The sequence below is a fragment of the Mucilaginibacter sp. P19 genome (assembly GCF_050632265.1).
In the GTDB taxonomy this organism is placed as follows: domain Bacteria; phylum Bacteroidota; class Bacteroidia; order Sphingobacteriales; family Sphingobacteriaceae; genus Mucilaginibacter; species Mucilaginibacter gossypii.
Genome location: NZ_CP192586.1, coordinates 2,185,550 through 2,211,998, shown reverse-complemented (window position 1 = coordinate 2,211,998; position 26,449 = coordinate 2,185,550). Strand labels below are relative to the sequence as shown.

Below are 26,449 nucleotides of genomic sequence, written 5' to 3'. Positions count from 1 at the left end.
AATCAGGATATGAAAAAGGGGACATTCAAGTCCTCTTTTGTGTTTTATGTGATTATACAAAAGCCAGGCTTAAGCTTTACCTTTGCAAAATGGACTATTTTAAAAAACTGCTCAGCTTATTGCAAACTGAGCAGGACGAAGACCGCCAGGCTTACCTCAAACTAACTGAAACATCTTCAGCTGCCGAACGCCGGGCAGCAGGGCTTACATGGTACCCCATAGCCATAAAAGGCACGGAAATAGGACGCGGCGATTACCTTACGGTTGAGGTGGAACGGCCTTCTCACCAAGACCTTAGTCACCAGTTCAGGTTCGGCGCTTCAGCTGCATTGTTCTCCAACCATGATCCTAAAACCGATCGTGTAAACGGCACGGTATCATACCAAGGCGGTAACCGCCTAAAATTAACTTTGAACACCGACGAGCTGCCCGACTGGACCAGGAGCGGCAAACTCGGCATCGACCTGCTGTTTGATGATAACAGTTATGACGAGATGCAGAAGGCGCTCAAACTATCTGCCAGGCTTGTTGATGATCATAAAGAAGGCCATCTCACCCGGGTGTTAACCGGGCAAAGTACGCCGGCTTTTATCCCCGAAACAATTCATTACCCGCTTAATGGTTTAAACGCTTCACAACAGCAGGCTGTTCAAAAAATAATTGAGGCACGGGAGCTTGCAATAGTTCACGGCCCTCCGGGCACCGGTAAAACAACCACGCTTGTACAGGCTATCAAGGCACTTATCAGGCAAAACAAACAACAGATCCTTGTTGTAGCGCCAAGTAATACAGCGGTTGATTTGCTAAGCGAAAAGTTAAGTAATGAAGGTTTAAATGTACTCCGCATTGGCAATCCGGCAAGGGTATCTGAAAAGTTAATGGCTTTAACTTTAGATAGCAGGATAAGTGCCCATAGCGATATGAAGGAGATTAAAAAGCTTAAAAAGCAGGCTTCAGAGTACAAGAACATGGCGCACAAATACAAGCGCAATTTTGGCAAAGCCGAACGTGATCAGCGCAAAGCACTTTTTGATGCAGCTCACCAGCTCATTAAAGAAGTGGATAAAACCGAACAATTTATTACGGAGGACCTGATTGGTAAAGCGCAGATAATTACGGCAACCCTTGTAGGCGCTAACCATTATACCATCCGCAATTTAAAATTCCATACGGTAGTTATCGACGAAGCCGGTCAGGCGCTTGAGCCCGCCTGCTGGATCCCGATATCGAAGGCGCAAAAAGTGATCTTTGCCGGCGATCATTTGCAGCTCCCGCCTACCATCAAATCGCAACAGGCAAGTAAGGATGGCCTTAGCACTACCCTGCTTGAGAAATGCATTGTCCTCCACCCCGAATCCGCGATATTGCTCGAAGAACAATACCGTATGAATGAAGCCATTATGGGATTTTCATCCAAAGAGTTTTATGACAACAGGTTAAAGGCGCACTCCACCGTTGCCCATCAGCTGTTAATTCCCGGCGATTTGCCTGTAAGCTTTGTCGATACCGCGGGCTGTGGTTACGATGAAAAACAGGAAGGCACCAGCACGGCGAATCCTGAAGAGGCTGCATTCCTGTTTAAACATCTGCATAAGCTGGTTGGTGAGCTTAAGGAACATTATCCGTCGGAAAACTTCCCAACCGTTGCAGTTATATCTCCTTACAAGGAACAGATCAGGATTTTAAACCAATTGTTATTGGATTCGACAGAGTTGATGGTTTACGCAGATAAAATTGCCGTGAACACGATTGATAGTTTCCAGGGGCAGGAACGCGACGTGGTTTACATCAGCCTCACACGCAGCAATACCAACGGAGAGATAGGCTTCCTGAACGATATCCGCCGCATGAACGTGGCCATGACCCGCGCCCGCAAAAAACTGGTAATGATCGGCGACAGCTCAACACTTGCGTATGCTCCCTTTTATGGAGATATGATCAGTTATACGGAACAGCTAAACGGCTATCAAAGCGCATGGGATTACGCAGGCTACGATTAAACGTCAATTGTTTGTTACATAAGCTTTAGCATCATTACAGCATAGGATAATGGTTAAATTTATCCTTTCATCATTATCCACGCCTGTATGAATTTTAAAGCACACTATTTAACAAAACTCATCACGCTCGCAAGCTTTTTTATCTTTTTAGGGCAAACAAACAAAGTATCGGCCCAGGTCACTACCGATGATCCGCATTTGGGCATTATCCCTGCCCCTGCTTCCATTACCAAAAATAGCGGCACGTTTACATTTAGCCAGCTTACAGCAATCAAGGCTGATAATCCGAAAGATAAAGCTGTTTTATGGCTAAAAAGCTATCTGCAGGATACCCGGCGCCTGAATATTAAAATAACTAAATACAATTCAAAGCTTAAAGCCGCAAAAAGCAGGGGGCTGATCTTAACTGCAAAGGGAGCCAATAAATTACCCGCGGAAGGTTATAAACTAACCATCACCCCTCGTAATATCATCATAGTTGGTAAGGATGCAGGCCTGTTTTACGGTATCCAAACCTTACTGCAACTTTTCCCGGTTGAAAACGCAGCCGTTTACAAATTGCCTTGCGCGGTAATTGAAGATTCGCCGCGCTTTGGATACCGGGGAATGATGCTGGATGTATCGCGTCATTTCTTCACCATTCCGCAGGTAAAAAAGGTGATCGAACTTATCGCTTCTTACAAACTCAATACCTTTCACTGGCATTTGGTTGATGGCCAGGGATGGCGTATCGAAATCAAAAAATATCCTAAACTTACGCAGGTGGGTGCATTCCGTCAGCAAACCATGTTTGGCAGCAACCGCGACTGGCTCGATTCGCTTAGCTACGGCGGCTATTATACCCAGGATCAAATTAAAGAGGTAGTAAAATTCGCGGCCGACAGGTATATCAACGTTATCCCCGAAATTGAAATGCCTGCCCATTCCGAAGCTGCCTTACGTGCTTACCCTGAGTTTAAATGTGATACAGTAGTTGGACAAAAAGCCCCGCGCGATATCAATAATTTGTACTGCCCTACCGAACAAACGTTTACCTTTTTACAGGATGTGCTTACAGAAGTGATGGCTTTATTCCCAAGTAAATACATTCACATAGGCGGTGATGAGGCAGGTAAAGAACCATGGAAACAATCGGCATTTTGCCAGGCTTTGATGAAAGAAAAAGGCTTGAAAGATGAAAAAGAACTGCAAAGCTATTTTATCCAAAGGATAGAAAAATTCATCAATTCCAAAGGCCGCAGCATTATAGGCTGGGATGAGATATTAGAAGGCGGCCTCGCCCCTAACGCCACCGTGATGAGCTGGCAGGGCGAGGAAGGCGGCATTAACGCTGCCCATCAAAAACATAATGTGATCATGACACCGCAAACCACCGGTAATTACTTTGATCATTATCAAAGCAGTTCGCCGCAGGAGCCGGTATCATTTGGCCGTTATGCTACTTTAGAAGAAACATACAATTATGATCCGGTTTCAAAGCAGCTTACTCCCGACGAGACAGAAATATGTAATAGGCACCCAGGGCAACTTGTGGACAGAGTATGTGCCTACCGTAGCCAAACTTCAATACCAGATCATGCCGAGAGTATTCGCCCTTTCAGAAGTAGCCTGGAGCAAGCCGGAGAACAAGGACTATACAAATTTTTCCGAAGTAAGGCTGGCCAAACACTTTGCAAAGCTTGATGCCATCAATTATAACTACCGTGTTCCCACTGCGCTGACAACAATTGATACCATGGTAGTAGGCCCTCATTTTGTTTACACGCTAAAATCGGTGGTACCCGGCGCTAAGATTTATTATACATTAAACGGCCGTGACCCGTTGGATACCGATTTGCAGTATGAGGGGCCTATCACGTTCTCCATTCCGCAAAACGAAAAACGGGAATTGAGGACAAGGGTAATTACACCATCCGGGCGCAGGAGTATCGCCACCCGCACTTTGATGTACAATAAAGCGCCACTACCTCCGGTAACCTACACGGCCAATAAACAGGGGCTTAAATACAAGTGGACAAAAAATACATTCACCTCACCCGATCAGCTTAGTTATACAGCACCTCAAGATTCGGCTGTCAGCAATAAACTGGATGCTGAAGCTTTGAAAAAAGACAACCCGAATTTTGGTGTAGTTTATGACGGTTACGTGAATATATTGGCCGATGGTACTTATAACTTTACCCTTGCAAATTATGCCGCCAGCCAGTTATTTATTGATGGTGAACAACTAACAGAAGCCGAATATGCGCTGCCACTGGCGAAAGGTTTTCATCAATTAAAGGTAAAGTATATATACAACGCACCGCCTCCCCCAACCGGCAGGTACAGGCAACGTGCAGCACCACTTAAAGTATATGTTACCGCACCCGGAAGTTTTGAAAAGAAGGAGCTTAACGCAGCCGATCTTTATTATTGATACATGGAATTAGGTATAAGCACCTTTGGTGAAATCCATCCCGATGGGACGAGCGGCAACGCCGTAAATGCCCATAAGCGGGTTGAGGAGTTATTGGAAGAAGTAAAGCTGGCCGATGAGGTGGGTTTAGATGTTTATGCCTTCGGCGAACACCATCGGCCCGATTTTGTGATCTCGGCACCCGAAATATTGATATCAGCAGCAGCAGCTATTACCAAAAACATCCGGCTGTCAAGCTCGGTTACCGTATTAAGTTCGGTCGACCCTGTTCGTACATTTCAAAATTTCGCCACTGCCGATCTGGTATCTGGCGGTCGCGTGGAGATGATAGCCGGTCGGGGTTCCTTTATTGAATCTTTCCCGCTTTTTGGTTTCGACCTGGATGATTACGATGCATTATTTACAGAAAAACTCGAAATGTTTTTGCAGATTAACAAGCAGGAAATTGTTTCGTGGCAGGGTAATTTCAGGGCACCAATCAGGAACCAGGGCGTATATCCTCGTCCGCTGCAACAGGAAATTCCGGTTTGGATTGGCGTTGGCGGAACCCCTGCCTCAGCAAAACGGGCAGGAGCACTTAACCTCCCTATGATCATCGCTATTTTGGGCAGCGCGCCAAAACATTTTGTACCCTTTGTTGAGCTTTATCGCGAGTCGGCAGCCAAAGCCGGGCACGATGTAAGCAAGCTCCAATTGGCCATCAGTTCGCAATTTTATATTGCAGGGACCTCGCAACAGGCTGCCGACGAGTTTTATCCAAGCTACGAAGCCCTCATGACCCGTGTTGGCAAAGACAGGGGCTGGTCGCCCATGACAAGGGAACAATTTGAATATCTTCGCGATTTTGGGCCATTGGTAGTAGGCGATCCGCAACAAGCCATCGACAAGATCATGCAACAATATGAGCTTTTCGGTAACACCCGTTTCGTAGCCCAGTTAGTTACGGGCTTTACCAAGCACAAGGATATTTTAAAAGCAATTGAACTTTACGGCACCAGGGTTGCACCTGTTGTACGTAAAGAAACTAAGGCAAAAGTTTAAGCTTTTGCCTTAGTTAAAAACTCTTCAATGATAGTTACCGCCGGGTAGTTCCCATCTTCACGAACCTCACTAATCTCACCTATATAATCGCCATGGCCTGCGGGCAAAATACAAAGTTGGGCATCGGGAAGCATGCGGTATAGCTCAAGCGTATGCTCAGGCCTGATCACGTCTTTATCCCCGGCAATAACTAATGCGGGCATGGTGATAGAACGGATAGCCTCATCACTCCAATCCTGAAAACCCTGCATCCTATGAAGGTCCCGCTTATGCATTATTTCTAAAGCGGCCTGGTCATTGTTTATGGCGAGGAAAGCGTCCTGCAAAGGTTTGGGCATACTGTCAAGGGTTGCGTTCTTCATAAAATCCCAAAACCAGTCATCAAAACCACTGCGTTTATAGAACGAAGAAGCAATCACTATTTTATGAACCAATTGTGGATGCCTGATGGCTACCTGCATGGCGGTATTACCTCCGTTGCTAAAACCCATAATATCGGCCTGTTTTATGTCCAAATGCTTAAGCAAAGCGGCTACGTCATCTGCATCTTGTTCAAATGAGGTAGGTACACCTCTATCGGGCGTACGGCCATGCGCCTGCAGATCAACCCCTATAACCTGGTGATTTTGTGCAAACGCAGATAATATCCTGCCAAAAGTAACGCCGATATCTGAACCGCCGCCATGGATCAATACCAGCGGGAAACCCTCGCCGTGAATTTCATAATACATTTTAAGGCCGTTAACAACGGCATAGTTACCCCCAATATTTGTTTGTGTCATATCCATAGGTTTTTAATTCAATACAAACTTAGCAGTATGAAGATAAGGCACCGGGTATTAAATATGACAATTTGAGGTATAAAAAATGACAGCTCCGAATTATTGCTGGACAGCCATAGCGGTAACGGCCTGCAAATACCAGGCGGCATGAGGCAACCATTGTTCTGTCCATCGCCATTCGTTGCCGTTGTCTTTTATTTTAAAATCGATACCGCTGCCGTCGGAATTTTCCTTTTTACCGGTAATTCCGTTAGAAATCCCACCCTTGCCCGATCCATGGCCGAAATTTGAACTCATATAAGGCACATTGTTTTTACCATACTGATACATAAAGCACATTTGGTAAGGGTTACAACCCAGTATCCAGGCTATCTGGTGCGATGCATACTCTGCCAGTTCTCTTTTTATGCCCCAGCCACCTTTTTCGGGATATACTAACCGTCCCCCTACCAATGCCGCCGCAGCCAGCGAACCCAGGCGGGCATTTTCTCCCTGCCACCACCAGCCGGTTTCATTTTCATGCGGGATAAAAAAGCCATCTTTTACCGCACCTCTAAACTTAAAAGATTGGCGGGCATAGCCAAACGGATTATCCACATTAGCGGTTACCTTCAGGTTATAATCCAGTGCTTTTTTTATGGTTGATAACGCACCAGAACGCTCATCAGCTTCTTGCTCCTTATCCAGGTACCTGCATAAAGCGATAACGGGTAAGCCGGCATCAGCTGCGTGCCAGAAAGGCCTGTCGCCATCATCAGCAATAAAATACCCTTCGGGGCTCATTCGCTTGTTCAAATTTAGCGCACGTTTTCGGGCTTCATCACGATAAAGGGAACTATCGGTAGCAATCCACAATTCGGTAGCAGCCATCAGGGCACAATAATCATCAATAATATTTTCCTTGCCATCGTCATCATATCTGGTATTGTTTGCCAGCAAGTGCGCGAAAGCCCGTTTGGCAGCGGCAAGATATTCCGCCGACTTAAAGTCACCGTCTTTTTTCAGTTGCGAGATCCGTGCCAACGATGCAATAGCGATCCCCCTCCTTCCCGAAAAGCAGCCTGGTACTCATCTGTAGTAACGCTGTTTGCTTTTAGCCCTACAACACGCCTGGCTTTAGGGTCTTTATTAAAATAGCTGAATACGATCATGTAAAAATAATCGTCTTTTGACAGGGCGCGCATCATGTAATCAGCACCCCAGAGTGCTTCGTTCACCATACCGTCATATACGTTTAGCTTATTTAACAAACCCAGCGCGGTTTGCACCGTATTGATCATTGACCAGGTTACCAACGGTATTTGCTGGGGCGACATAAAATTAGCATAAGCTAAGTGCGAAAAGTATTTGCTTACATCGCCCGACGCATCGCACCAGCCGCCACGCAGGTCGACTGTTTTATCGCTGCCATAAAGTTGAACGGCTGCGTCGGCCTGCAGCTCCGTTGGTGTGTTAGCCCGCTGCTTATTATAATAACTCAATACCGATGGGATGGTAGTTACTGCCAATGCGTTTCCCTTAATCTGAAACCAATCAGATTGAGAACTAAAATCTTTGGCACCAATGTAAACTCTGTATTTCCCTTCCGCTGTAAATTCCGAAAAATCGGCCTGGTAAAAATATCCGTCCTTGTCCCATTCCTCAACCTTTAACGGACCATTTAACGGAGCAATATATACAGCATTACCATTTGAGTTTTGCAACGCGAAAAGTATACCCGGCACAAGTTTGGTATCGCAACGCACAACAACAGTTTTTGCTCCCCGGGCATCATACCCCACCTGGTTCATGTAAAAAACAGGATCCGCTTTGCACAGACAGCAAAACAGCGAAAAAAAGGCTGACAGGATAATTTGGCGAACAAATGAATTCATGTAAATGAAGTTTAATGATCAATGCAATTTACAGTATTTATAAACCGACAGTTAGTAACCCTGGCCTAAAAATCGGCAACCATCCCCCTAATTTACCACTACAATTTATCCAACAACTCTTTATAATTTAATTGGGGTATTAAAACAAACTATAACATGCTGCCTGTTTACCCATTTTATTTAGGTAACTTTGAAACTTATAAAAATTGGCCGTTACATTAAGCTGATTTATTGAAAACTATTAATGCCGGGAGGTGTAACAATCTCTTTAACCCGATAACCGAAGCCCTTGTATAAATACTTTACGAGGGCTTTCGCTTTTACAAACACTATTATGGACGAAAGAAATTATTTAAGCACGTGGCAAAAGTACATGCCTGTAATACGCCTGCACTTGAAAAGAAGTCTGCAGGACGAGCAGCAGTTTAAGTTAAATATAACTGATTTTGAAGCGGCCGGCAGCAGGGGAAAATCCGGTTATACCTTTAATATCAATATCGAAAACGGCAAGGTCACCAACAACATCAGCGGATCGGCAGTGGCGCGCGATTTGTACGAACTCCTTAAAGCCGATGAAGCTGTTAAAGCGATTTTAAAGGACAAAAATGTAAAGATAAGCGTTGGCAAATCGTTTGTCCTTAGTATTAAAACTACGCACTTATCTTCATACAGATAATAACATCCGGAAGTAATTTCAAAAGGGAAATAACCTAGAGGTTATTTCCTTTTTTTATGAGATGATTTTTTGCTTTTACCTGAAGAAGAAGATTTTTTTGAAGATGATGACTTCTTAGAGGAAGAATGCTTTGATGAAGAAGAATGTTTTGACGAATGAGAGGTTCTTTTTGAAGACTTTCCATGTCTTCTCCTCGGGCGGTAACCTTCATCTTCTATATTCTGATCTGCCGGTCTCTCCATTTTCCTGATCTTCGGACCAAAATCAATAGCCTCATCATGGAAAAACTTATCAAAAGGATTAAAATAATAGATATTAGCTGCATCGTAGATTTTGATACTTGCTTTTAAACGGTTATTGAAAGCTTCTTCGTCCTTAAGCTCAGGGGCTGTCCATCCAGCTTCGGCCAAACCTGCTATACGCGGAAACAGCATAAAATCAAGGCGCTTTTCAGAGCCGATCATTTCAGTCCAGATATTGGCTTGTACACCTATGATCTGTTTTGATTGCAGGTCTTCGTTATTCTGCATCTGCCTTTCAGGGAAACCATAAACACTGCCCACAGTATTATACACACCTTTCCACCTGCGGCCCGAGATATGGTCAGCATCCTGCACAAAATCAAAATACATAGGCAGGCGCGGACAAAGCACTACCTGGTAGCCTTTTTGAACGGCTAAATGCAGTTGGCCCGGTAAATTTTGTCTCCACCAAAAAATAATGGTTTTATCAGCCGGCAGGTTTGTTCCGGTTGCTTCATCCCAGGCCAATACTTTATTACCTGCATTTATGGCGGTGTCGGCTACGCGCTTAAAGAAATAACGCTCCAGCTCGCCTACATCGGCAAAATTATTTTTCTGCATAAACCCGGCTATTGAAGGGTTAAGCGACCAGGCCTTAACACCCAAGGCCACTTCATCGCCTCCCAAATGGATCATTTTAGAAGGAAAAAGCGTGCTGGTTTCCTTAATGATGTTACCAAGAAACTGGTAGGTACTATCGATTGCAGGATTAAAAGTAAAATTAGGATAGCCTTCAACACTGCCGCCGCTAAACTGCGGATACGCTTTGTTAGCTGCGGTAGCATGGCCGGGCATATCAATTTCGGGGATCACGGTTATAAACCTTTCCGCAGCATAAGCAATGATCTCTTTGATCTGGGTTTGGGTATAATATTGAGGATCGGCTATCGAATCACTGTAATTACCGATACCGCCAATCAGTGTCAGTTTAGGATATTTCTTTATCTCCAAACGCCAGCCCTGGGCATCGGTTAAATGCCAGTGAAACTTATTTAGCTTATAGTAAGCCATCCAGTCAAGGATTTGCTTAACTTTTTCCATCCCGAAAAAATGGCGGGATTCTGTCAAGCATTAGCCCCCGCCATTGATAGCGCGGCGTATCGGTAATGGTTAAAGACGCTAAGCTGATGGTTTCGCCCCGGGGCTGGTCTTTGATCATTTGCAGCAAGGAAATCATCCCATAAAACACCCCGTCACGGTTTGACGAAGAAATGGTAATTTCATTGGCAACAATTTTTAAGGAATATGCCCCCGCGGCGGGATCGCCATTGGTTAACAACAAATGAATAACACTACCTGCATCTTTATTATCAACGGCAAGCGTAAAACCTGCCGACTGGCTTACCTGTTTTTGGAAGTAACGGGCTATTGGCAACAACGAAGCATCATTTACACCAACGGTACTGTGATTACTGAATGTAAACTGCCCTGTACCATTAACAACAGACTTGGGCTGCGGGATTATATTGACATTTTGCGCCCGTACGTATCCGGAAAACAAAATAAATACAAGTACGATCTTAAATTTCATTTAAAAACAACTCAAATAGTTTGGGGCTGCTATGATATGAATTTTCTTTGAAAAACCCGGTAATTTGTTTGTAACAAAGTGTTTAACTGCTGCAACCGGGCAGGTTGTTATCCGTAAGGTCATGAAATCACCTGTCAATGCACTCAGGGAGTTGTATAAATTGTTTCACAATTTTTGAGATACGATTGTGAGTTTAGCTATAACAACATGTAAAGCGTTACTAAAATTACCACAGCGCGAAGAACAATCACAAAACGAGCGTTCTGGATAAATTGCAAATTACTAAATTACAGCAATTTACATCAGCACAAGTATTGCATCCTATGAACCAGGCTCGCATCAAAGGAGCGGGAAGGAATATTTCTGGCCTGTTATTCCGCAACAGATATTTCGTGATTGCTTCGGTAGTAATTGTTGTTTTAGCAACTTCAGTTTATTTACTTTTTTCATCCCCTAAATACAAAGTGAGCGTAGAGTTGGATGCTTCCGATGATTGGGAACTATTAACGACAGCAATTAACGAGTTGCGCTCTGAAACCACGATAAAAAAAGCGGTCAATGCATTGGGGCTCCAGGTAAGTTATTATCATAAGGGAACTTTTACAACAAAAGAGATTTATGGCAATTCATTACCCATTAAGCTTATACCCGGAAAGAGCAACTTCTATACTTCTGCTGTTGAAATCACCATCAATTTAATTAATGGCGGCGTTTGCAGGATTGATCAGGATAATGTACTCACAGATGTACCTTTATACCACCCGGTTAAGTACGGATCTCTAAGTTACACCATAATAAAAGGGCCAGCTTTTAAATCAATACAACTACCGCTGATAGTAAAACTCACTCGCTCTGCCGATTTAACTGAACAATTTAGCAAAAGTATGCGTGCGAAAATTTTGAACGATAGCAGTTTTGAATTGAGCATAAACACGGATAATGCTCAAAAGGGGCATGATTTTTTGAATAAACTTGTAGAAATAATTAATGCCCAATATGCTAAACCTGTTTCACCCACTAAACCGGCTGTTATTGATACCACGTTACTTCTTAAATTAAACGATAGCATAGCTTATTATAAAGCGGTGGCAGATAAGTATCACGAACAGCAAGCCATACTGAACAACATTAAAAAGCCCAGACAAATGCCGAAGCGGAGAGCTGTTCCGGTACTGGTGACGGCGAAAACGGCACTGACGGAAAAAGAAAGAGCCGGCCTAAATGCACTTACTGCTGTTAAAGCATACGCCTTGAAACCTAATGACGCTTTTGTTATCATACCGGATAATCATCAGGTTAGCGATTACCGTATCGAAGCACTCATACAAGATTTTAATAAAGCGCAACTCAATAAACAGCGGGTAATGCAGGATTCGGACAATGCTGATGCAAGCGTTTACGCTTTCAAACTCGAACTTAATTCAATAAAAGAAGCACTTGTTAACGGCATAACGGTAAAAGAACAAAAAATCAGAAATGCTCATCAAATTAAAGATGTCCGCCAACTTAAGTACGTTGATCAACCAAAAGATGTTGAGCAACCTCAAGATAGTGTGCAACCAAAAGATGTCGATCACCCAAAAGATTCAAAATCAATAGCATCATTTTTATCGCTGCAATTGAATGATTCTATCGCCCAAATAAAAGCTTTAATTGAAAACAAGCAACAACAGTATAACAGGCTGTTACATGGCTCAGGCGGGCAAGCCCCCGGGCCAAGGCTCATTATAAGTGAAACGTGGCATGCGAAGGAATCAATGCTCTCCAAATCATTATTAGTATATTTTTTTGCTTTACTGACAGGTTTGCTGCTGCCTGTTTTATTGTTGATTATAAATGAATATATAACATCAGCTAAAAAAAGCCGGTGCAATAAAACGCAGGGAAAGGCATATCCCTAACATGGAAAACGGCCGATCAGGATCTCTGATCAGCCGTTTTCCATTTTCACGGGGGTGGATAACGCTTATTTCCAGCCGCCGCCTAATGAGCGGTAAAGCTCAGCGTTGGCACTAAGTTGAGCCATTTTAATAGATGCTAATTCAAGCTCACCTTGCAATACATTACCTTGCGCAGTAATCACCTCAAGATAGGTAGCAAGCCCGTTTTTAAACAACATGCTCGCATTGCTTGTAGCTTGTTGCAATGTTTTAACACGGTTTGCAGCGATAGTTTGTTGTTCTTTAAGCTTTTGGAGCCTTACCAAAGCGTCAGATACTTCGCCAACCGCATTTAATACAGATTGACGGAATTGGATCACTGTTTTTTCGCGGTCAACTTTGGCAACTTCATATTGGGTACGCAGTTGTTTATGTTGTAACAACGGTTGCGCTATACCACCTGCTACTGTACCAAATAATGAAGCAGGGATGTTAAACCAGTTGCTTGATTTAAATGAGTTTAAACCACCCTGACCGGTTATAGTTAATGAAGGGTAAAGCTGGGCTTTAGCGATACCAACCCTCGCGTTAGCTATATTTAAAGCCAACTCCGAACTGCGTACATCTGGCCTGCGGCTCACCATTGCTGATGGTACACCTGCCGAAAGTGTTTCGGGGAAAGTAATATCATTAAGTTTAGCGCTACGTTCAATAGCGTCAGGTAACCTACCTGCCAATATGCTCAAGCCATTCTCCTGAACATTGATATCGCGTTCAAACTGAGGAACCAATTGCGCGGCAGCTTCTAACTGGGCCTGTGCCTGCTGAACACCTAACAGAGTAACCTGACCGGCATCGTATTGCAATTTGATGATGCGCAATGTACTGTCATTCAGTTTTACGTTTTTCTTAGCTATTTCCAGTTGCTCGTCAAGCATCAGCAAGTTATAGTAACCTTGTGATACACTTGATACGATGTTGGTTTGGATAGCCCTTTTAGCTTCATTAGTTTGCAGGTACAGGGCCAAAGCTTCACGGTTTTGACTGCGGATTTTACCCCAGATATCAGCTTCCCATGACAGCGCCAGGTTAGCATTATAATCTTCGACATGTTTAGTACCAATATTGTATTGTTTGATACTTAAACCGGTAACACTGTTATCAGACGGGCGGTTGGTGCTTGCAGTAACGTTTAAGCCAAGAGTAGGAACATAATTCCACTTAACTTGTTTAAACTGCAATTGTGCAGCCTCGATATTTTTTACGGCCACCTGCATATCGTAATTTTTAACGATAGCACTGTCAATCAGCTTTTGAAGAGCAGCATCGGTAAAAAAGTTTTTCCATTGCAAGTCAGCAATGCTGCTGGTATCGCCGGTGGTAACAGCGTTCCTGAAGGTTTCAGGTTGCGCGTCCTTTGGCGTAGCAACATCTTTTGAAACTTTACAGCCGGCAAGCACCACCAGTGCTAAAGCCAAACTGCCTATTATATTTTTCATTGTTATATCTTTTTTAAACTATCACGGATTTTAACGGCCGTGATAGTTTTAGTTGATGTTTTGATTGATTAAGCTGAATATTCGTTTTCTAAAACTACAGCATCTTTACCATGGTCGCCGGCAGCGGCAAGCGGCTTAGGTTTGCCACTAATGCGTTCCTGCAAGCCCTGGAATATCACGTATAGTACAGGTATAATAAATAAACCTAACAATACGCCTGAAACCATCCCGCCTGCTGCACCAATACTGATAGAGTGGTTACCCTGTGCAGATGGGCCGGTAGCGATACTCATCGGGAATAAACCGAATACGAAGGCCATGGAGGTCATGATGATTGGACGGATACGGAGCTGAGCAGCTTCGATAGCCGACTGAACCAGCCCATGCCCTGCCCTTCGCCGTTGCACCGCGAACTCTACGATCAGGATGGCGTTCTTGGCCAGCAAGCCGATGAGCATGATCAGCGCAACCTGTACATAGATGTTGTTTTCGATACCGGTTAAGCCTAACACAATGAATACCCCGAATAAACCTGTAGGTATTGAAAGTATTACCGCCAATGGCAGGATATAACTTTCATACTGCGCAGACAGCAGGAAGTATACAAACACCAAACACAACAGGAAGATCACAGTCGACTGACCACTTGAAGAAATCTCCTCGCGGGTTTGGCCAGTAAACTCATAGGCAAAACCTTGCGGCAGTTGCTCCTTAGCAGTTTCCTCAATCGCTTTAATGGCATCACCAGAGCTGTAGCCAGGTTTAGGGATAGCATTAATTTCGATAGAGTTGAAGAGGTTATAACGTGAAGCAGTTTCTGAACCATACACACGGGTTAATTTAACCAGGGTATTGATCGGCACATTTTCGCCCGATTTGTTTTTAACAAACACACGGTCAATTGCCGATGGATCTGTCCTGTCTGCAATATCTGCCTGAACAACCACACGGTAGTATTTACCAAAGCGGTTAAAGTCTGATGCCTGTGCGGTACCAAAGTAAGCCTGCATGGTTGACAGGATGTCTTTAACACTTACACCCAACTGGTTGGCTTTTTCGTCATCAACTTCTAATTGTAACTGAGGGTAATCAGCTTTGTATGAAGTAAAGGCGAAAGCAACCGCTGGTTTCTGCATCAGTTTCATGATAAAGTTATTGGCAACACCGCTAAATTTATCCAACCTGCCGTTGGTTTTATCCTGCAGCATTACGTCAAGCGCTTCCACGTTGCTGAAACCAGGAACGGTTGGGAAACTGAACACGAAGAACGTACCACCTGGTATGCCTGCTAATTTGCCCCTAACAATATTCTGGATAGCATCAATATTTTTAACTTCTCCCCTTTCTTCAGTAGGCTTCAACAACAGGAAGATAACACCTGCTGACGGGCTGCTGGATTGTGTTAAGAAGTTAAAACCAGAAAGCGCGGTAACAAATCGTGCTGACGGCAGTGTTTTCAACTGATCCTCAGCCAGTTTAAAGGTTTTGTTAGTTCCTGCTAATGAAGTACCTGATGGTGTATTTACTGCTATCGCCACAAAGCCCTGGTCCTCGGTAGGAATAAAGCCTGTTTTGGTTTTGTTTACCATGTAAACTGTAGCAACAACTACTAAGGCAAGGCCGGCCATACTGATCCATTTATTACGGATCAGAACTTTCAAGCCGCCAACATACCTGTTGGTCATATAATTGAAGCCACCATTGAAGCCCGCGTAAAATTTCTCTACAAAGCTTTTCTTAGGTGCGTCATGACCATTTTCGCTATGTTTATTCTTTAAAAACAAGGCTGCCAGGGCAGGACTTAAGGTTAAAGCGTTAACAGCTGATATAATAATAGATATAGCCATGGTTAAGGCAAACTGGCGATAGAAGATACCTGTTGAGCCCGTCATGAAGCTCACCGGTAAAAACACCGCCGCCATAACCAGCGTAATGGATATAATAGCACCCGTAATTTCGTGCATGGCCTCCGTAGTTGCAGCCTTAGGGGTTAGGCTTGGGTCATGCTCCATTTTGGCATGCACCGCCTCCACTACCACAATGGCGTCATCCACCACAATACCGATGGCCAATACCAATGCGAACAGCGTTAACAAGTTAACTGAGAAACCGAAAAGGTTCATAAAGAAGAACGTACCGATAATAGCAACCGGAACCGCTATCGCCGGGATCAACGTTGACCTGAAATCCTGTAGAAAGACGAATACCACGATAAACACAAGGATGAAGGCCTCAACCAAGGTATGCTCAACCTGGTTGATAGACTCATCAAGGTCGGTTTTAGTACGATAGAATTGGTTGTATTTAATCCCGACAGGGAAATCTTTAGATAATTTCACCATCAGGTTGTCGATAGCGATCTGGATTTCGTTGGCATTTGAACCTGACAATTGGATAATACCGATGATAATACCATCGTGGCCATTCAGGTTACTAACACTATTGTATGAATAAGCACCCAGTTCAACACGTGCTACGTCTTTTAAACGCAATACAGAGCCATCTGCATTAGCACGGATGGCGATGTTCTGGTACTCCTCTGGTTTGGTAAGTTTACCTTTATATTTAATTACATACTCAAATGCTTCGTTACTGCGCTCACCAAATTTACCTGGTGCTGCTTCAAGGTTTTTGTCCTGTATAGCGGCTGTAACCTCGGCAGGAGTAACATTGTAAGCTGCCATTTGGGTAGGATTTAGCCAAACACGCATTGAATAATCCTTAATACCACCAAAGATACTGGCAGAACCTACACCCGGAATACGTTTAATTTCCGGAACGATATTGATCTGTGCGTAGTTGGCCACAAAGGTTTGATCGTATTTTTTAGGATCCTCAGAGTAGATGGCCATAGCACCGATAAAGCTGTTTTGCTGTTTGGTAGTTGTAATACCGTATTGCAAAACCTCGGCTGGTAATTGGCTTGAAGCCTGTGAAACACGGTTTTGAACGTTTACCGCTGCCTGATCGGGGTTAGTACCCTGTTTAAAGTAAACGGTAATACCCAATGTACCGTCATTACTGGCGGTAGAGGTCATATAGGTCATATTTTCCACACCGTTAATCGCTTCTTCTAACGAAGGCGTAACGGAACGTAAAATAGTTTCGGCATTGGCACCCGGATACACAGCCGATACCAATACTGACGGAGGGGCAATATTAGGAAACCGCTCTAAGGGCAGTTTTGTTAAACCAAGCACACCTACTATCACCAGCAATATGGAGATAACAGTTGAGAGTACCGGTCTTTCTATAAATTTCTGAAACATGACTTTAAAGTTTAAGTGTATGTATTATTTCTTAACTACAGCGGCTACTTTATCTGCAGCCTTTTGAGGCTGGATAACCATACCTTCCTGTAGTTTATCAATGCCCTCTAACACGATCTGGTCGCCGGCTTTAATAGCTTCTTTATCTTTAACCAGGTAATGATCACCTGATTTACCAATTATGTCGATAGGTTGTTTTTTCACTTTGCTGCTATCGCCAACTACAAATACAAATACTTTATCCTGCATTTCGATAGTTGAAGCTTCCGGAACAATCAAAGCATCTTTATGGCTCAGGCTTAAACGGATCTTGCCGGTATTACCAGAGCGTAAAAGACCGTCGGGGTTTGAGAAATTTGCCCTTAAAGTGATAGCGCCGGTGTTTTTATCAAACTGGCCGTCTACAATATCAATTTTACCTTGTTTAGCATATTCTGTATTATCAGCTAACAATAATGATACTGATGGTACATTTTTCAATTTATCTTTCAGGCTGGCACCTGGATATTGTTCTTTAAAGGCAACAAAATCTTTTTCGCCCAATGAAAAGTAAACGTGTACATCATGAACATCTGATAATTGAGTTAGTGGAGCAACATCCGCAGGAGCAACAAGGCTACCTTGTTTCTTAGCAAGCAGACCGATATAACCGCTTACAGGAGCTTTTATTAAGGTATAACCTAAATTGATCTGCGCGGTAGCTACGTTAGCTTTAGCCGATTCGATATTGGCTTTCGCTACATCAGCTGCTGCCTTAGCTGTTTTTAGCTGGTAGTCAGAAACTACTTTATTAGCTACAAGCGGAGTTAGTTTTTCAACTTCCAGTTGCGCATTTACATGTGCTGCTTCGGCGGCATGTAAGCTTGCCAATGCATTATTTAAAGCTGCACGGTATGGTTGTTCATTAATTTTAAATATTGGCTGACCGGCAGATACGAAAGCGCCTTCGTCAACAAATACTTTATCTAAAGTACCGCTTACCTGTGGCCTGATCTCTACGTTAACGGCGCCTTCAATTGAAGCGGGATATTCCTGGTAAGTAGTTTCGGTACCTGATACTATAGAAGCAACCGGTAAAGCCGGTGGTGGAGGTGCTGTTGGAGCCTGCGGTGCAGATGAACATCCATATAATGTTAAAGCTGCAACTGCTGCTAAAAGGAGTGTTTTCATGAGTGATGATTTTAAGAGTGGTGAATGAATAGGATTAGAAAAAGCCGTTGGGCTTGTGATATATGATGATTTGATTGTTTTCATTGTTTTACTATTGCCGATCATTTTCAATTGAGATGCCAGTTACATACTTAGCTGACTATCAACTATTTATATTTATAATATTTAATTTCCAATGCCTTATATCGTTATTTTCACGATTTTTCATGACGATATACCGAAACGATGTACGCTAATTACAGCAAGTACATAAATTAGATGTTACAACACCGTTAAATCGTTTAACACTGTTAAATAGACTGCGTGGGTTGTGAGTGAGCTTTTTCATTGTATTAAGAGTTTGTTTTAAAAAGTGCTTAACAATTACCTAACACTGTAAGGTAATTTAACAGTGTAGTTTTCAAGTCACAGAAAGAATTAATCTTTCATCGACCTGATGATACCGCCTATGGTATCTTTTAAAACCTGGCGGTTAACTTCGTCAGAGAATCCCCTGCTCAGTAAGTTGATGGACACCAAACCGTGTACGACCGACCAAAACGTATAGTACTTGGTGCAGATCATTTCGTCATTGATATCTTTTATATCCATCAGTTGCATAATAGCCTCGCTAACCATAGTAGTAGGGAGCTGGGCTTCGGGCATTGATTTTACCATCTCGCAGCAACAGTTCATCTGTACGCCAAACATAACCTGGTAAAGTTCCTTATTTTCAAAAGCAAAGTTCCAGTAAGCAAGCCACATGGCTTCCAGCTGCTTTTCGGGCAGGCGGTGCTTTTCTTTGGCTTCCTCCATGTCTTTTGCTAATATCAAATAGCCTTTGCGGGTAAGTTCCATTAATATAGCATCCTTATTTGCAAAGTATTCATATATAATGGGTGCGGTGTATTCAATTACATCGGCAATCTTCCGCATGCTTAAAGCCTGCCAGCCTTCATGCTTAACTATGTGGAGCGCGGCATCCAGGATATTAACCCGGGTTTCTTCTTTTAAGCGCTGGATTCGTTCTTTACTTGCCATTTTGATCACACTATTAAATCATTTAACAGTGTTAAGCAAAAGTATAACGGTTTTCAGGATTATTTACCATCCCTTTGTAAAAAACGTTTCATCCAATTGTCATGGATTAAACCTTTTGAGTCAAATCCGGTCGGCAAACGCTTATTTCTTTACCAGGTAAACCAATTGCCCAATATGATAGCCCTGGTGTATAGTACGATTAATCAGGATATTTAATCTGTTACGGTGCGGCTCTTTTGCAAAATCATCTGCTGAAATGGCGCTATGCGGCTTAAACCATTCTTCGGGCTGCATAGCATTCATCCTTTCGGTTAAAACCTCATTTACTTTAGCCCAATATTGTTTAAGCTCAGCCAGTGACGGTTTCTCCAACCCAGAATTTTCAGGACTTTTAACAAAAATTTGATCCAGCTGGGGATAGAGCCTTTCGCCCAAACCTAAATAGGTAAACATTCCGTCGCTAACAGCAGTAAGATGGCCCAGCAGGTAAATACCGCTGTTTCGGCCGGGAGCAGTTTCGGCAGCAAGAGCTTCGTCAGTTAACTTATCGAGTAAACCGTTTAGGCGACTGTTTTGCAGTTCCCAGTTGGAGACTACCATTTTGATAAATAATTCTGTTGACGGCTGTATGCTGGTTTCGGTAATGTTTGTGCTCATTTGTTGCAGATGTTATATCAAACCAGTGGATTTGATGACACAATTATAAGCTAAAACGGGGCTGGCGTAAATACTAAGCAGCTTATATGACAAAACTATGATACCACAGGCTCATCTTCAATTTTACGCACCAGCCATATCATCATGGCAGCAAAGGCGGCAACAACAAAAAAAGCTATTTGCAGGTTTGCTGCCTGAGCAATAAAACCAACTATTGGTGGTACTATAACAAAACCCAGGTAACCAACTGTTGATATGGCGGCCAGTGCCTGGCTGCTGTTCATTGTTTTTGATTTACCGGCCATGCTAAAAATCAGCGGCACTATACATGACACCCCCATGCCTATCATGGCGTAGCCCAAATAAACGGTTAAAGTATATGGTAAAAACACAGATACCAGCAAACCGGCCAAAACCAGCGAGCTGCTATAAGTTAACACCTTTTTTATACCAATGGCCGATACTACCCTATCGCCCGCGAAGCGGCCAATGGTCATGGTAACCATGTAAACTACAAAGCCGGCCTCAGCGAATGATTTGGTGGCATGGACTACCTTTTCAAAATAAACACCGCTCCAATCGTACAGCGTGTTTTCGCAGGCCATAGAGGCGAAACATATTAAAGAAAATTTAAGCAAGTGTTTATCGGGCATGGAAAACACCGATTTATTGGGTGTTTCGGCAGGCTGATAATCATATGTTGAGGGATAAAATATTACCGAGAGGATCAGCATTGCAATTCCTACTGCTAATAAATGATATGACGGCTCTACGTTAAATAATACCATTAAATAGCCGACAGCAGCGCCGCCAAAACCGGCCAGGCTCCAGATGCCGTGGAATGTTACCATGATCGATTTATCATACAAAGCCTGGATCCCCACGGCCTGCGAGTTCATGGATAAACCTAATATATTACGGGTTGAGCCAACAAAAAATAAAACTACTATCAGTTGCCACATATAAGCTGCAAAACCGGGCAGGCAAAGCACCAGACTAAAGGCCAGTGCACCTATCAGCATCATTATACGGCTGCTGAAATGCTTGATCATTTTAGCCGTTAAAGGCATGGTAAGCATCAGGCCAACAGGCATAGCAAACAGCACAACCCCCAACTGGGCTTCGTTTAAATTAAGCTGATGTTTTATGGATGGAATACGCGAGGCCCATGAAGAATACCCGAAGCCCGAAACAAAGAAGAAGACACTGTTGGCAATCCGCATTTTTGATTTGCCCGCAGCCGTTAGCTGATCCATACTTAATAATTACACGCAAATTTAGCTATAATTTATAAGGACGGTTGCCGTTATCTGCAATTAAATACAGCTTACATACATGGCTGAAGTTCGCCGCAAGGCTGATTATTTTGAGCCGCTTTATGAAAAACTTTATTGAAACCTTGTTGTACGTAAGTTAACCCGAGGTTTAAAAGGGCTGATACCTGCAGTGGTGTGGTATCCGGCAGGGTGAGTGATATGAGGTGTGATATGAGTTTCATGATTACATTATCGTTTCAGGCTGCAAAATTGCTACAATAGTTTCAAAAAAATTCACCTGGATCAACAACTGACTTTAGGAAGATAATTGATAATGAGTATGATAAACGGTTGACAAACAGCCTCATTTAATCCTCCCCCTTTGGAAAAGGGTTTGGGATGAGGCCGGCTCATCTAATTGCAATATTGATGCGTTAGTTTGTTAGCATGTTTTTTTAGCTTTACTTTTGAGATAAGTATTTAAATGAAAGACACCACCAAAACTTTGAGTTCAGGACCTACATATAAAGCAGCCGGTAAAGTAGCAACCATTATTGAAAGGCATTTCAGGCATTTTCATGCCAAGGCGCTTGCCGATAATAATGAGATAGACCTTGCTCCTACCCCCAGCTGCACCACTATCGAATCACTCATCGATATCTCATTTTGGGCAAGCTTGCGACGGGAAGAGGGATTTTCACCAAAATTCACACTTGCTTTTTTGCCGCCCGAAGCTGCCGGTCAGCCGTTGTTGTTTGGTGGAAAAATTAAACTCGCGCCTAATATCCTCACCAAATTTGCCTCGGCAGTACAACAGCCGGGCATTCATTTAGGCATCTGGATAGAAGATGATGAACTATACATCTGGGGAACTACCCTGGCTATTCCGGCTTACTGTTTTGTGCTGGAAGTAATTGAACCCGGATTATTGGTGATCAAACATCGCCGTGTAGAGGGTTTTGGCAAATTTGTAAACATAGCCATATTAAAAGGCGACGATATCAAAGTTGTTGACGAGCACGGCTCCAGCATTTCTGATTGCCCTAATGTACTTTCGGCCATGCTTGATTTTACTTTGCCGTCTCTATGGAATGATCCGGTAAACGTATTAGTTCAGCTGGCTACCTCCATGCAAGCCCATAAACGTGGCGGCATATTATTAGTTGTGCCCTCCGGAAATGAAGAATGGCGCGAATCTATCATTACCCCGATCTCCTATCCTGTCGATCCTCCGTTCTCAGGTCTTACCGATTTGATGATTCACGAAGGCATCGACCGTTACCACACCTCATGGCAGGAAAAAATGCGCCGCGCGGTTGATACCATAGGCGGATTAACCTCGATAGACGGCGCAACGCTGATAAATGATAAACATGAGTTGCTGGCTTTCGGTGCCAAAATAGGTCGTGCAGCAAAAAGCTCACCTGTCGAAGAGATCGTAGTGACCGAGCCTATTGTCGGTTGCTCAACCCGGGTGATCCACCCGGCGCAAAACGGCGGTACAAGGCATTTAGCGGCGGCACAGTTTGTTTTTGATCAAAAGGACGCCTTAGCACTGGTAGCTTCGCAGGATGGCCGGTTTACAGTATTTGCATGGTCGCCGGTTGTGGGGATGGTGCATGCGCACCAGATTGATATATTGTTGCTGTAGCCCCCCGGCCCCCTAAAGGGGGAGATAGAAAGGTATCTCGCAATAATTTTCGTAAATTAAAACAAACAGATAAACATCTTTAGTTAATGATTTAATCTCCTCCTGGATTCCTAATCCTTAATCTCCAGTCACTAATCTATGTCCCTAACCTCCCCCTTTAGGGGGCTGGGGGCGTTTAATCGCAGTTCAACAATAAATCGTAATATTTCCGCATCAGTACGGTATCGTAATTAACCAGCGACTGATAAGCTTCTGAAACCAGCTCATTGAGGATAGATGATCCAAGCTGACCGCCTCCATTGGGAATGGAGTCATAATAAACAATAATTTCTTTAACCCTTATTATTTCGTAGAGCAACTGCTGAACCAAATCAATTTGAGTACCCGTCTGCATTCCAGCCGAATTCTTGCTCAGAAAATCTAAAGGATCGTTAGTAGCAGGGGTCATTTTTTTATCAAACAGGATCGGAATTATGGTTTTATCAACTACGTATTAACAGTTAATAAGTTTAAACATCCGCTTTTTGTTTTAAAAAATAAAAAAAATTAAAACAAAATAGCAAAACCCTCATAAAGAGGGTTTTGCTACTGTATAAAAATACTTAATTATTTTGCTTTGGTTCAGGCTTAGGTAGCAGAACCTTGCGCGATAGCTTTAGTTTACCTTGCTTATCTACGTCAAGCAGTTTAACCCTTACTTCGTCGCCTATCTGGAAGATGCCATCCATCGTTTCAATACGGCGGTGATCAATTTCAGATATGTGCAGCAAACCATCTTTACCTGGCATAATTTCAACAAACGCACCGAAAGGCATAATTGATTTTACTTTACCTTCGTAAATCTCGCCAACTTCTGGTTTTGAAGCGATAGCGCGGATGCGACCCAACGCTGCGTCGATAGAAGCCTTGTTATCGGCAAATACCTGAACGATACCCTGGTTGTCTTTTTCTTCGATAGAGATGGTAGCACCAGTTTCGCGTTGCATTTCCTGGATGATCTTACCACCGGGCCCGATAACTGCACCAATAAATTCTTTATCAATTTTAATGGTAACGATACGCGGAGCGTGTGGTTTGTAGTCGGCACGTGCCTCGGTAATGGTTTTAGCCATTTCGCCAAGAATATGTAAACGGCCATCTTTAGCCTGGTTTAACGCGTTGGTTAATACTTCGTATGAAAGGCCGTTGATCTTCAAGTCCATCTGTACAGCAACGATACCGTTTTTAGTACCGGTTACTTTAAAGTCCATATCACCTAAGTGGTCTTCATCACCAAGGATATCAGAAAGGATAGCATATTTGGTACCCATTTCGTTGGTGATCAAACCCATCGCGATACCTGATACAGGCTCTTTAATTTTAACACCTGCATCCATAAGCGCCAGTGTACCGGCACAAACTGTAGCCATTGAAGAAGAACCGTTTGATTCCAAAATATCAGAAACTACACGGATAGTGTAAGGGTTTTCATCTTCAGATGGCAATACCTGTTTCAATGAACGCATAGCCAGGTTACCGTGCCCAATTTCACGACGGCCGGCACCCCTGTTAGGCCTAACTTCGCCGGTTGAAAAACCAGGGAAATTGTAGTGTAACAGGAATTTCTGGTAACCGTTAATGAACGCACCGTCAATCATTTGCTCGTCATCCTTAGCACCTAAGGTAACGGTAGTTAATGACTGGGTTTCGCCGCGGGTAAATATCGCCGAACCGTGAGCCGATGGCAAATAGCCAACTTCGCTCCATATCGGGCGGATCTGTGTAGTAGTACGACCATCTAAACGTTTGCCTTCGTCTAACACAAGGTTACGGATAGCATCATATTCCACATCGTGGTAATATTTTTTAGCAAGGCCTTTAGTAATATCATCTATCTCACCTAAGGTTTCGATATAGGCGTCACGCACTTCTTTAAACTTAGCACTCCGCTCTTCTTTTGCAGATGCAGCAGAAGCAATGGCGTAAACCTGATCATAAGTAGCAGCGTAGATAGCTTTTTTCAAGTCCTCATTGCTATGCTCATGGCTATAAACACGTTTTTCGGTTTTACCAACTTCAATGGTCAGTTCTTTTTGAGCTAAACATTGCAGTTTAATAGCAGTATGGGCAAATTTGATGGCTTCAACCAATTCAGCTTCCTGAATTTCTTTTGATTCGCCCTCAACCATGTTGATATCATGCTCGCTACCTGCAACAATAAATTCTAAAGTTGCATTTTCAAGCTGGCTTAAAGTAGGGTTAATTACTAACTGCCCGTCAATTTTAGCAACACGTACCTCAGAGATTGGACCGTTAAAAGGTATATCAGATACAGATAAAGCTGCAGATGCTGCCAAACCGGCCAATGCATCGGGCATAATATCTTTATCGGCAGATATTAAAGAGATCATCACTTGTGTATCAGCGTGATAATCTTCAGGGAATAATGGACGTAAAGCACGGTCAACCAAACGGGAGATCAAAACCTCATAGTCTGATAAACGGGCCTCGCGGCGTAAAAAACCACCCGGGATACGGCCTGTTGCAGCGTATTTTTCCTGGTAGTCAACAGATAAAGGCAAGAAGTCAACTCCTTCTTTAGCTTCAGGCGATGATACAACAGTAGCCAATAACATGGTGTCACCCATTTTTATCACTACCGAACCATCCGCTTGTTTGGCCAGTTTACCTGTTTCGATCTCAATGGTGCGTCCGTCGCCCAGATCAATAACTTTTTTAATTACGTTTAAACTCATCTTTTTTTGTTTGTGATGCACTTTTCATCTTCGGGAGCGCATCGGATTTTATGTGTGTAAATATATGTTGCAAAAGTAAAAAAGCCATCCTAAAATGGGGATGGCTTTTAAATAAAAAAGGAGAGAATTACTTAATGATATCCCTTAGCTGTAAAGCTTTGATGATAGCACGGTACCTTTCAATGTCTTTATTATACAGGTAAGCAAGTAACGCACGACGTTTACCTACTAATTTTTGTAGCGATAATTGAGTTGAAAAATCCTTTTTGTTTTTTTCAAATGCCCTGTTAAGTGAGCAATACGAGTAGTAAATAATGCTACCTGACCTTCGGCCGAACCTGTGTCAGCTGCTGATTTACCGTGTTTTGCAAAGATCTCTGCCTTTGCTTCTTTACCTAAATACATTACTTGAATAATATTAAAGCGTTAACTATTTTATTAATTGTGGGTGCAAAGATAGTGATTAATTATGCAAAAGCAAGGGGTGGGTTGATTTGTTTTTTGGATTAGGTGAGTGGTTGATTGAGTTGGATTAAGTGAGTGGTTGTTATTGTCGGAACTCGAATTTATGGAGTTAAGGGAATTTATAGAATTTGCAATTACTCTGTCTATTCTTTAAATTCCATAAAGTGGGGCTCAGACGTAATAAATTCGAAATTGAAAATCCCAACTCCGAAATCAATTTATACT

At 43.1% G+C, this 26,449-nt stretch carries 20 protein-coding genes and 3 pseudogenes; 8 read left to right on the top strand and 15 right to left on the bottom strand.

Features of this window, described 5'->3' with window-relative positions; translation table 11 throughout:
- The first annotated feature begins 89 nt into the window (after positions 1 to 89).
- The 5 genes and pseudogenes from ACQ86K_RS10480 to ACQ86K_RS10460 all read left to right on the top strand — a co-directional run bounded on the left by ACQ86K_RS10480 (position 90) and on the right by ACQ86K_RS10460 (position 5,457).
- A complete protein-coding gene (locus tag ACQ86K_RS10480) occupies positions 90 to 2,000 on the top strand; it encodes an AAA domain-containing protein (protein ID WP_091168070.1) in 1,911 nt (636 codons plus the stop codon).
- An 87-nt stretch (positions 2,001 to 2,087) separates the two neighbouring features.
- Positions 2,088 to 3,434, top strand: a pseudogene (locus ACQ86K_RS10475) (beta-N-acetylhexosaminidase); the annotation flags it as partial.
- A 28-nt stretch (positions 3,435 to 3,462) separates the two neighbouring features.
- Positions 3,463 to 3,561: pseudogene (locus tag ACQ86K_RS10470) on the top strand (hypothetical protein); the annotation flags it as partial.
- A gap of 15 nt (positions 3,562 to 3,576) precedes the next feature.
- Entirely contained in the window at positions 3,577 to 4,416 is an 840-nt protein-coding gene (locus tag ACQ86K_RS10465; protein WP_431200832.1) for a PA14 domain-containing protein, read from the top strand.
- Between the two features lie 3 nt (positions 4,417 to 4,419).
- Complete coding sequence (locus tag ACQ86K_RS10460) at positions 4,420 to 5,457, top strand: Atu2307/SP_0267 family LLM class monooxygenase (protein WP_091168073.1); 1,038 nt, start codon at positions 4,420 to 4,422, stop codon at positions 5,455 to 5,457.
- Here ACQ86K_RS10460 and ACQ86K_RS10455 read toward each other — a convergent pair.
- The 3 genes from ACQ86K_RS10455 to ACQ86K_RS10445 form a co-directional block, all read right to left on the bottom strand.
- On the bottom strand, positions 5,454 to 6,239 hold the full coding sequence (locus ACQ86K_RS10455) for an alpha/beta fold hydrolase (RefSeq protein ID WP_256337420.1): 786 nt from the start codon (positions 6,237 to 6,239) through the stop codon (positions 5,454 to 5,456). The two genes, ACQ86K_RS10460 and ACQ86K_RS10455, sit on opposite strands and share 4 nt — an antisense overlap.
- A gap of 99 nt (positions 6,240 to 6,338) precedes the next feature.
- Complete coding sequence (locus tag ACQ86K_RS10450) at positions 6,339 to 7,262, bottom strand: glycoside hydrolase family 9 protein (RefSeq protein WP_431200310.1); 924 nt, start codon at positions 7,260 to 7,262, stop codon at positions 6,339 to 6,341.
- Positions 7,241 to 8,113, bottom strand: coding sequence for a cellulase N-terminal Ig-like domain-containing protein (locus ACQ86K_RS10445; RefSeq protein WP_431200309.1), 873 nt, complete (start codon positions 8,111 to 8,113; stop codon positions 7,241 to 7,243). Before ACQ86K_RS10445 ends, ACQ86K_RS10450 begins: the two co-directional genes overlap by 22 nt.
- 334 nt (positions 8,114 to 8,447) lie before the next feature.
- Between ACQ86K_RS10445 and ACQ86K_RS10440 the strand changes: the two genes are divergently transcribed.
- Positions 8,448 to 8,789, top strand: coding sequence for a hypothetical protein (locus ACQ86K_RS10440; RefSeq protein ID WP_091168082.1), 342 nt, complete (start codon positions 8,448 to 8,450; stop codon positions 8,787 to 8,789).
- A 41-nt stretch (positions 8,790 to 8,830) separates the two neighbouring features.
- On the opposite strand, the gene ACQ86K_RS10435 is transcribed toward ACQ86K_RS10440, so the two are convergent.
- Together ACQ86K_RS10435 and ACQ86K_RS10430 are read right to left on the bottom strand one after the other, a co-directional pair.
- The gene (locus ACQ86K_RS10435) at positions 8,831 to 10,132 is read right to left on the bottom strand and encodes a beta-N-acetylhexosaminidase (protein ID WP_431200308.1); all 1,302 of its coding nucleotides are present in this window, start codon (positions 10,130 to 10,132) and stop codon (positions 8,831 to 8,833) included.
- A complete protein-coding gene (locus ACQ86K_RS10430; RefSeq protein WP_431200307.1) occupies positions 10,119 to 10,622 on the bottom strand; it encodes a glycoside hydrolase family 20 zincin-like fold domain-containing protein in 504 nt (167 codons plus the stop codon). Before ACQ86K_RS10430 ends, ACQ86K_RS10435 begins: the two co-directional genes overlap by 14 nt.
- 272 nt (positions 10,623 to 10,894) lie before the next feature.
- On the opposite strand from ACQ86K_RS10430, the gene ACQ86K_RS10425 reads away from it, so the two are divergent.
- Positions 10,895 to 12,523: a hypothetical protein gene (locus tag ACQ86K_RS10425; protein ID WP_431200306.1), complete on the top strand. Its 1,629-nt coding sequence runs from the start codon at positions 10,895 to 10,897 to the stop codon at positions 12,521 to 12,523.
- A 65-nt stretch (positions 12,524 to 12,588) separates the two neighbouring features.
- Here ACQ86K_RS10425 and ACQ86K_RS10420 read toward each other — a convergent pair whose 3' ends face one another.
- The 7 genes from ACQ86K_RS10420 to ACQ86K_RS10390 form a co-directional block, all read right to left on the bottom strand.
- On the bottom strand, positions 12,589 to 14,001 hold the full coding sequence (locus ACQ86K_RS10420) for an efflux transporter outer membrane subunit (protein WP_091168093.1): 1,413 nt from the start codon (positions 13,999 to 14,001) through the stop codon (positions 12,589 to 12,591).
- 68 nt (positions 14,002 to 14,069) lie between these two features.
- Complete coding sequence (locus ACQ86K_RS10415) at positions 14,070 to 17,270, bottom strand: efflux RND transporter permease subunit (protein WP_091168095.1); 3,201 nt, start codon at positions 17,268 to 17,270, stop codon at positions 14,070 to 14,072.
- A 24-nt stretch (positions 17,271 to 17,294) separates the two neighbouring features.
- Positions 17,295 to 18,440 carry an efflux RND transporter periplasmic adaptor subunit gene (locus tag ACQ86K_RS10410; RefSeq protein WP_091168324.1) on the bottom strand — a complete coding sequence of 382 codons (1,146 nt, stop codon included), beginning with the start codon at positions 18,438 to 18,440 and terminating at the stop codon, positions 17,295 to 17,297.
- Between the two features lie 417 nt (positions 18,441 to 18,857).
- Positions 18,858 to 19,460 (bottom strand): TetR/AcrR family transcriptional regulator, encoded by a 603-nt coding sequence (locus tag ACQ86K_RS10405; RefSeq protein WP_091168098.1) that lies wholly within the window; start codon positions 19,458 to 19,460, stop codon positions 18,858 to 18,860.
- 141 nt (positions 19,461 to 19,601) lie between these two features.
- The gene (locus ACQ86K_RS10400) at positions 19,602 to 20,117 is read right to left on the bottom strand and encodes a DinB family protein (RefSeq protein ID WP_091168101.1); all 516 of its coding nucleotides are present in this window, start codon (positions 20,115 to 20,117) and stop codon (positions 19,602 to 19,604) included.
- A 95-nt stretch (positions 20,118 to 20,212) separates the two neighbouring features.
- Entirely contained in the window at positions 20,213 to 21,373 is a 1,161-nt protein-coding gene (locus ACQ86K_RS10395; RefSeq protein WP_091168104.1) for an MFS transporter, read from the bottom strand.
- A 71-nt stretch (positions 21,374 to 21,444) separates the two neighbouring features.
- Positions 21,445 to 21,615 carry a hypothetical protein gene (locus tag ACQ86K_RS10390; RefSeq protein WP_167516166.1) on the bottom strand — a complete coding sequence of 57 codons (171 nt, stop codon included), beginning with the start codon at positions 21,613 to 21,615 and terminating at the stop codon, positions 21,445 to 21,447.
- A gap of 242 nt (positions 21,616 to 21,857) precedes the next feature.
- Here ACQ86K_RS10390 and ACQ86K_RS10385 point away from each other — a divergent pair, with 242 nt between their 5' ends.
- Complete coding sequence (locus ACQ86K_RS10385; protein ID WP_091168108.1) at positions 21,858 to 23,024, top strand: putative sensor domain DACNV-containing protein; 1,167 nt, start codon at positions 21,858 to 21,860, stop codon at positions 23,022 to 23,024.
- Between the two features lie 175 nt (positions 23,025 to 23,199).
- Here the strand turns inward: ACQ86K_RS10385 and ACQ86K_RS10380 are convergent, their stop codons facing one another.
- The 3 genes and pseudogenes from ACQ86K_RS10380 to ACQ86K_RS10370 form a co-directional block, all read right to left on the bottom strand.
- A complete protein-coding gene (locus ACQ86K_RS10380) occupies positions 23,200 to 23,472 on the bottom strand; it encodes a hypothetical protein (RefSeq protein WP_091168111.1) in 273 nt (90 codons plus the stop codon).
- A gap of 154 nt (positions 23,473 to 23,626) precedes the next feature.
- On the bottom strand, positions 23,627 to 25,759 hold the full coding sequence (gene pnp, locus ACQ86K_RS10375; RefSeq protein WP_091168327.1) for a polyribonucleotide nucleotidyltransferase: 2,133 nt from the start codon (positions 25,757 to 25,759) through the stop codon (positions 23,627 to 23,629).
- A 202-nt stretch (positions 25,760 to 25,961) separates the two neighbouring features.
- Positions 25,962 to 26,164: pseudogene (locus ACQ86K_RS10370) on the bottom strand (30S ribosomal protein S15); the annotation flags it as partial.
- Positions 26,165 to 26,449: the final 285 nt, after the last annotated feature.

Excerpts from the sequence above, each read along its gene's own strand:
- ACQ86K_RS10395 (WP_091168104.1), bottom strand. The coding sequence starts at position 21,373 with ATGGATCAGCTAACGGCTGCGGGCAAATCAAAAATGCGGATTGCCAAC.
- ACQ86K_RS10460 (WP_091168073.1), top strand. The coding sequence starts at position 4,420 with ATGGAATTAGGTATAAGCACCTTTGGTGAAATCCATCCCGATGGGACG.
- ACQ86K_RS10465 (WP_431200832.1), top strand. The coding sequence starts at position 3,577 with ATGCCGAGAGTATTCGCCCTTTCAGAAGTAGCCTGGAGCAAGCCGGAG.
- ACQ86K_RS10410 (WP_091168324.1), bottom strand. The coding sequence starts at position 18,440 with ATGAAAACACTCCTTTTAGCAGCAGTTGCAGCTTTAACATTATATGGA.
- ACQ86K_RS10480 (WP_091168070.1), top strand. The coding sequence starts at position 90 with ATGGACTATTTTAAAAAACTGCTCAGCTTATTGCAAACTGAGCAGGAC.
- ACQ86K_RS10445 (WP_431200309.1), bottom strand. The coding sequence starts at position 8,113 with ATGAATTCATTTGTTCGCCAAATTATCCTGTCAGCCTTTTTTTCGCTG.
- ACQ86K_RS10400 (WP_091168101.1), bottom strand. The coding sequence starts at position 20,117 with ATGAGCACAAACATTACCGAAACCAGCATACAGCCGTCAACAGAATTA.
- ACQ86K_RS10455 (WP_256337420.1), bottom strand. The coding sequence starts at position 6,239 with ATGACACAAACAAATATTGGGGGTAACTATGCCGTTGTTAACGGCCTT.
- ACQ86K_RS10420 (WP_091168093.1), bottom strand. The coding sequence starts at position 14,001 with ATGAAAAATATAATAGGCAGTTTGGCTTTAGCACTGGTGGTGCTTGCC.
- ACQ86K_RS10380 (WP_091168111.1), bottom strand. The coding sequence starts at position 23,472 with ATGACCCCTGCTACTAACGATCCTTTAGATTTTCTGAGCAAGAATTCG.
- pnp (WP_091168327.1), bottom strand. The coding sequence starts at position 25,759 with ATGAGTTTAAACGTAATTAAAAAAGTTATTGATCTGGGCGACGGACGC.
- ACQ86K_RS10430 (WP_431200307.1), bottom strand. The coding sequence starts at position 10,622 with ATGAAATTTAAGATCGTACTTGTATTTATTTTGTTTTCCGGATACGTA.
- ACQ86K_RS10440 (WP_091168082.1), top strand. The coding sequence starts at position 8,448 with ATGGACGAAAGAAATTATTTAAGCACGTGGCAAAAGTACATGCCTGTA.
- ACQ86K_RS10385 (WP_091168108.1), top strand. The coding sequence starts at position 21,858 with ATGAAAGACACCACCAAAACTTTGAGTTCAGGACCTACATATAAAGCA.
- ACQ86K_RS10405 (WP_091168098.1), bottom strand. The coding sequence starts at position 19,460 with ATGGCAAGTAAAGAACGAATCCAGCGCTTAAAAGAAGAAACCCGGGTT.
- ACQ86K_RS10435 (WP_431200308.1), bottom strand. The coding sequence starts at position 10,132 with ATGGAAAAAGTTAAGCAAATCCTTGACTGGATGGCTTACTATAAGCTA.
- ACQ86K_RS10390 (WP_167516166.1), bottom strand. The coding sequence starts at position 21,615 with ATGAAACTCATATCACACCTCATATCACTCACCCTGCCGGATACCACA.
- ACQ86K_RS10415 (WP_091168095.1), bottom strand. The coding sequence starts at position 17,270 with ATGTTTCAGAAATTTATAGAAAGACCGGTACTCTCAACTGTTATCTCC.